At 57.1% G+C, this 6,412-nt stretch carries 3 protein-coding genes and 2 pseudogenes; 1 reads left to right on the top strand and 4 read right to left on the bottom strand.

Annotated features, from left to right (window positions below; all coding sequences use genetic code 11):
* A partial coding sequence (locus JMF90_RS18980) for an ESPR domain-containing protein (RefSeq protein WP_201325315.1) occupies window positions 1-214 on the bottom strand: 214 nt, incomplete at its 3' end.
* 374 nt (window positions 215-588) lie between these two features.
* On the opposite strand from JMF90_RS18980, the pseudogene JMF90_RS18975 reads away from it, so the two are divergent.
* Window positions 589-1,330: pseudogene (locus tag JMF90_RS18975) on the top strand (IS3 family transposase); the annotation flags it as partial.
* 161 nt (window positions 1,331-1,491) lie between these two features.
* Here JMF90_RS18975 and JMF90_RS18970 read toward each other — a convergent pair.
* From JMF90_RS18970 to JMF90_RS40115, 3 genes and pseudogenes are all read right to left on the bottom strand, one after another.
* Window positions 1,492-4,851 carry an ATP-binding protein gene (locus JMF90_RS18970; protein ID WP_201317418.1) on the bottom strand — a complete coding sequence of 1,120 codons (3,360 nt, stop codon included), beginning with the start codon at window positions 4,849-4,851 and terminating at the stop codon, window positions 1,492-1,494.
* A complete protein-coding gene (locus JMF90_RS18965; RefSeq protein WP_201317419.1) occupies window positions 4,848-5,522 on the bottom strand; it encodes a response regulator transcription factor in 675 nt (224 codons plus the stop codon). Before JMF90_RS18965 ends, JMF90_RS18970 begins: the two co-directional genes overlap by 4 nt.
* Window positions 5,523-6,173: 651 nt before the next feature.
* Window positions 6,174-6,412, bottom strand: a pseudogene (locus JMF90_RS40115) (DUF2827 domain-containing protein); the annotation flags it as partial.

The following is a 6,412-nucleotide window of genomic DNA, read 5'->3' as shown; positions in this document are numbered from 1 at the left end:
CCGATTCGCAATACTGGCCAGCCTCTGTGTTGGACGCATGAGCATGCCCCGCCCCCGCGGCCATCCCAACCCCTATAGCAGCTGCCAACACAACAGGAGTTTTTCGCAAAACATCTTTCGACGATGCACCGGAGGCACGAGATTTCGCAGTTTCAGGAACCGCTGTCCATGTGCCACTGGATACGTTCCAAACTACCTTATACGATTTATTCATAAAGCACTCTCTATCTCAACACAAATTAGCGACTACTCATCGGCATGGAGAATCACTACTATCGAACGACCAACCGTCTAAATCCACGCCTCGCATGACTTCAACTATGGATGCGACGCCCACAAAAATTCACAACCTTGCCAATTACCGTGCGCTGATGAAGCGTTGCAACTATTCAATTTCAAACGCCATAGAATTATCCGCCCGGTTCGATTCTGAGAAATATAGGAGGCGGCGCGAAATACGCCATCCCGTGTCTTATTTTTTATAGAAAAAATAGGCCGCGGCCTATGCTGCGCCCGAAAATCATCTCGACAAAAATTTGTTTCCAATATCCAGTTTAAATATCTAAAGTGCGGATATATAACGATATTCACCGATATCGCAGCGTCAAGGACCCGCAGACGGCACTGCGTCAACGCATGCGCGAGATCGCGCAGACGCGCGTTCGATATGGCTACCGGCGCGTGCACGTGCTGCTCAAGCGAGAAGGTTGGCGTGTGAACCGGAATCGGGTCTATCGGCTCTACGCCGAAGAACAGCTTCAGCTGCGCTCGAAGCTGCCCAAGCGCCGCACGATGGTGGTATCGCGACGAGAGCGTTGCGTGCCTATCCGTCCGTGTGTGGTCTGCAGACTGGACTTCGTAGCGAACCAATTGGCCGACGGTACGCGCCTGCGAGCCCTGGCGGCCGTAGACAATCTAGTCGTGAAGCACTGGCCATCGAAGTCCGCAAGCGCGCCTGCGTGCCGAGGACGTCATGTCAGTGCTGAATCGTTTGGTGGCTCAGCGCCGCGCACCACGTTTCCTGCTGGCCGATAACGGCAGCACGTTCTCGGGACCGTTCACTGGACATGTGGGCATACCACGACAAGGTGCAGATCGACTTCAGCCGGCCAGGCAGCCCACCGAAAAGCTTCATCAAGACATTCAACGGCTCGTTCAGGGACGAACACCTGAACCTGCATTGGTTCGAATCGTTGGCGGAAGCCAAACGGGAGATCGGGCTTGGCGCCGCGACTACAATGAGACCCGCCCTCATATCGCACTCAAGGAACTAACACCGGGCGAATTCGTCCGGCAATACAGCCGTCGACCTACGGCCGAAGGCTCATGAATGAAAGACCGAACACTACACTCGGCACTGTCCAAGAAATCCAGGCGGGTCATATTCAGCAACCTTAATGTGACGCCGTGTCCGGTATCACAGGCGCACCTCCACCGGCGTGGGTCCCTTGAAGACTGTTGAGCGTGTATCTCGACCGCTGGCGTCACCTTTCAGGAATACTTTTTGGCTGTAGCATGCAGCGCCAGCCAGGACTCCACCGCATGGACGAACGACTGGAAATCTGCTTCCTCGACACATTTGGATTCCGCCATCTTCGCGGACCAGTCTTCCAAGTGACTTACCAGTTCGCCCCCGTCGAGAATCATCAGGGCGCCCTGGATCCGGTGCAATCGTTCCAGCACCTCGGGCACGTGACCCGCCTGCACCATCGATCGGAGTGCTTCTCTGTCGGAAATCCACGATTCGATGAACAACGACAGAAGTCGGCTGACACCAGGCGTAGCCACTGTCCGTTGCGGAACGTCGCCAGGTCCGAGCACGTTTTGCAACACGAGAGAAAGGTCGCTCAAAGTCGACGGTTTTGTGATGAGCGCCTCGAATGGGATGTTTGCCGCTCCCGCGAGCGTCGCATCGGCGGTACACAAAACGACCGGCCACGATATCCCTGCTGCTCGCAAGTCGGACAACAGCTCAGCACCGCCCTTGCCCGGCAAATTGGAATCTGTGACGATGAGATCGTAGATTCGAGACTGGCAACGTCGAATGCCATCCTCCGCACTACCGACGACTTCTACATGTCCAATCCCGAGCATCCGCAATTGATCGCACATCAACTGCGCACTGACTCGGTCGTCCTCGACCACCAGAACGCTGGCCTCACTCCACGCACCGCCTGTGATCTCGCCGGAACCGTCAGTGCTCTCACGGCCATCATCATCCGCTCCAGAAAGGACCAGTTCGATCGCATCGAGAAGCAACTGACCGCTGTAGGCGCTAATTGTGACGGCATGGCTTGTGGAGATCGGGACAAGCGGCCCGTCCAGGCCGATCGTAATGCGACGGTAGGCACCACTCGTTTTGGGCGAACCGTCATGTTCGAGCCAGTCGCGCGCGTCGATGAAAACGGTGGATGCAGGCGCTTCCTCCCGCCCGTCATCCTGTCCACTCGTGACGCGGGCCGCCGGATACCACGCGCTGAGCTGGGCCACCAGTTGCCCACGCCAACTGGGAATATCGCAATTCACGACGAAATGGATGCCTTGGCCGGCATTGCCGTTGATTCGCGCCGCCGAATCGTGACGAAGTGGCAGCACGACGGTGAAAATCGATCCGACGCCAACCTCGCTTTCGACCGTGATACTTCCACCCATTCGTTCGGCGATTTTCTGGCAAAGAGACAAGCCGAGCCCGGTACCCGCTCGCGAACTTTTCGGCCCGGCCGAGCCTTGGACGTAAGGCATGAAAACCTTTTCAATCTCGTCCTCGGGAATACCCCTGCCGGAGTCAGCAACGCGAAGCCGCACCTGGCCGTCCTCGGTCGAGCCGAGTGAAACCGTGATCGCCCCGTGAGATGTAAACTTGACGGCGTTGCCAATGAGATTGGTGACTATTTGCGTGAACCGGTACCCGTCGCAAATCCACGTGCCCCGTAGCGCCGGATCGATCAGGCAGAGAAGCCGCACGCCGTTTTTCTGCGCGTCTACCGCAAACGTCCGGCTTGCCTGCTCGACGAGTTGATCAATATGTTGTGGCTGTTCCTGTAGCAGGAACTCGCCTGCCTCAATCCTGGACAGATCGAGCACGCCGTTGATCAACGAAAGGAGTGAGCCAAACGAGTCCTGCGCGATCAATAAGCGCGAGCGCTGCTCCTCGGTCAATCCCATCCGCGAAAGCAATTCAAGATTCCCCAATGCCCCGTGCAACGGTGTCCTGATTTCATGGCTCATCGTCGCCAAAAACATTCCCTTCTCGTGACTTTCGGCCTGAGCACGCGCTCGGGACTCTCGCAGCCGCCGTTCGATTTCCTTTCGCTTCGCCAAATCGACCATCCCGATCACGAAAACGTCGTCTCCGCGATACTTGGCCTGCGCATAGGCAACCTCGAGATCAGGCTCCATCTCAAACCGGCTTACCACGCCGGTGCGCTCGGCACTTCCCGCATGAAACCTGACCAGTGCGCCGGCACGTGCAAGTACGTTGTCGGAGCTGGACTCCTTTTCCCCTTGACTGGCAAAGGTCATCTGAAGGCTTTGCGCTTCCGCGTTCTGCAGCAGGATGGCACCGCTCCTCCTGGCCACGACGGTCAAGCTCACTGGCGCGACCTGGATGATGGACCGACTGAACGCCTCGCCCTCCAAAAGGCTATGCAGCCGCTCGCTGGATGGCCGAATCACCTCGCGATTCATCCAGAACGCGCCTCCGATGACCAGACCGCACCCACTCAGCGTCGCGAGTACAACAAGCAGCAGTTGCTGGGTGATTGCGCCCAGAAGGTCGCTCCAGGTATATGCATATACCGCGACCCACTGCGGGCCCGGCACACGCTGAATAACGAAGAAGCTGCCCTCCCGCCAGATGCGTTGGGGCCGTCCGTTCGCCGCCTGGTATACCCACGGATTTCTCGATATGATTTCCGCCCAATGCGCCTCTTGCGGATTCGTTTCGTCGATACCCAATAGTCGCTGCACCGCGCACGAGACAACAAAAAAATGCGGATCGCCTTCGTTGTGCAGAAAATACTGATTGAATCGATTACACGGAATTGACAATGCGATCGTTGCCTTGCGTTGCTCACCCTCGTAGACGGATGTCGCAAAATACGTGGTCGTCATGTCGTTGAGCGGATCCTTGGACCCGGTCACCCATACAACCTTGCCCCGAACTCCGTTCCGGGCATCGCGCTGCATCTCCTCTTCGATAGCCTCCATGCGTTTCCCGATGAAGTCTTCCGCGGCCTTGTCAGTGTTCAGCCGGGCAATCTGGTCCGGTGCGAGTGGCGGAAGCGTTGCCAGAAATCGCTTATCGGGCGTATAGATAAACCCTTCCGATAGCGCTGGCGAGTTGTCCTGATGGGAAAGCGAAAATGTCGACGCATATCTCGCCAGATCGATCAAATTTGTCTGGCGGGCCGCGTCCAAGGGTGAAGTGAGTGTCGATACGACCGAGAATGCGCGGGTCGCCGCAGATCCGGGCACTGTCTGAGCTAACTGGTTCTTTCTGGGCAACAGAACCTTCCGCGCCTGCGAGTCGCCTGACTCCAGGTACTCCTTTGCAATCTGGTACGTCACGACCAACTGGCGAATGCGGGCCTCGCGCCTGTCGACCTCCTCCTTCAATGCCTCTCTCTGCGCGGAAAATTGCTGCGCAAATTCCTCGTGCTGATGTGATATCAGGAGCTCGGTCACGCCTCCAGCGCATACCAGGATAAGGCACGTCAGCGTTATGGTCGAAACAATTAGCAGGCGCTTAGAGAACGTCAACCTGAGCGGGACGTAAGCTGGGGTTGCCGCCACGATTCCGTCGTTGGCCCCATCCGAAGCTTCCTCTGCGTTGCCGCGAGACTGGCTCATGAGCCGAAATGCTCCGTGTAGATGCGATAGAGGTCCGCTTCGGATCTTGCCCCCAGCTTGTGCATGGCCCTCATCTTCTGGTGGCTGATGGTCTTGATGCTGCGATTCGTATGCATCGCGATTTCCGTCACCGACATCCCGCGCCCAAGCATTCGAAATATTTCGAGCTCGCGCTCGCTGAGCGATTCGATCGAAGTCTGCGCCGCATGTCCGGCCTCGAGCAGGTCGACAGCCACGGCCGGATCAACGAACGTTTGCCCGGCATGCACGCGGCGCACGATTGCAGCCAAGCGTGCGAAATCCTGGCTGGATTTTCTCAGGAAGCCTGCAACGCCCGTGTTCATGACGCGAGAGACGAGCAGAGCGATATCTTGATGTGCGGTCAGCACGACGATCGCAACATTCGGATGGCTACGCCTGAGTCGCTTGAACAGTGCTACGCCATCCGGCAGCTGATCGCCGCTGAATGAATAGTCGCAGATCAATACATCGCAAGGCTGCTGTTGCAACAACTGCAGCAGGTCCGAAATTGTCGATGCGACACCGACCACATTGATGTCCATCTCGGCCGACAGGATCGCGGCGACGCCGGTAGAAACTACCGGATGGTCATCGGCCACGACGACATTGATGCGACGACGAGCGTTGCCACTTTCAGTGGATGCATTCATCAACATTTTCCCCAAAAACAGCTGTCTATCCTTCCGATGGCGGTTGCAATCCGCGGGCTCACCCTTCGGCCCCCCGTCAATCTTAATCAACTTTCTATTCGGATACCGACCAAGTCGAGATCTCTCTTCGAACGCAGCGCGGGCATGCGCGGGGATTCATGTTTCCACGGTGCTTGCGGAGCAACGGTGCACCTCGATATGACGGAATTTGCCAGCCCACCTTTCTCGAAGCCTCGCCCCGAGCATTGAAATTTTGCGGCGCACAACGCCCGTGAGTCGCGCTCACGTATAATACCCGGTCGCGATTTTCCATGGAAATTTATACAAAGAGCCGAAATCCGGCCTAATCCGTTTGCCATGGCAGCGTGTCTCTCGCCGATGCCCGAATCAGCGATCGAGGTCCTGTCTGCAATTCAGTTTGCCCCTCAGAAGGTGCTACCGTACGCACACACAAGCTGGAAGCCCCTCATGTAGACTGTCGCCTGGGGCACCTTGCTCGTCTCTTTCAGCCTCGCGAAGCATGCGTTGACCGCATTCGCAATCTAATCCGTCCGCGAGTTGATTAGGCCGACATTACCGCATCCGGTGAATCATTCGCCGAGGTCCAAGTCCTGATACATGCGCCAACGCCTCCAAAGAATATGCGATGTGTCATGCATCGCGATATAACGATGCGATTGCGTAGAAATACACGGCGACGTTGCCGGAGTCGTGGCTGCCGACCGAATTGAGCAGGAGCTTCGAGCGCTCGTGACACGCGCCGCCATTTTCGCGTCGTGCTCCGTAAATGCCTGTAACAGCACGCGCGGGCCAGGCTGGCGTCGAAGTCCGGATAGAAGTCCCGGTCTTGCCGAGGAACGGCAAGTTGTGAGTCGGCAAAAATGGGCTAC

The organism is Burkholderia sp. E168m23, from assembly GCF_016586125.1.
Classification (GTDB): Bacteria; Pseudomonadota; Gammaproteobacteria; order Burkholderiales; family Burkholderiaceae; genus Burkholderia; species Burkholderia orbicola.
The sequence above is the reverse complement of the archived record's forward strand: the minus strand, read 5'-3'. Positions and strand labels throughout refer to the sequence as shown.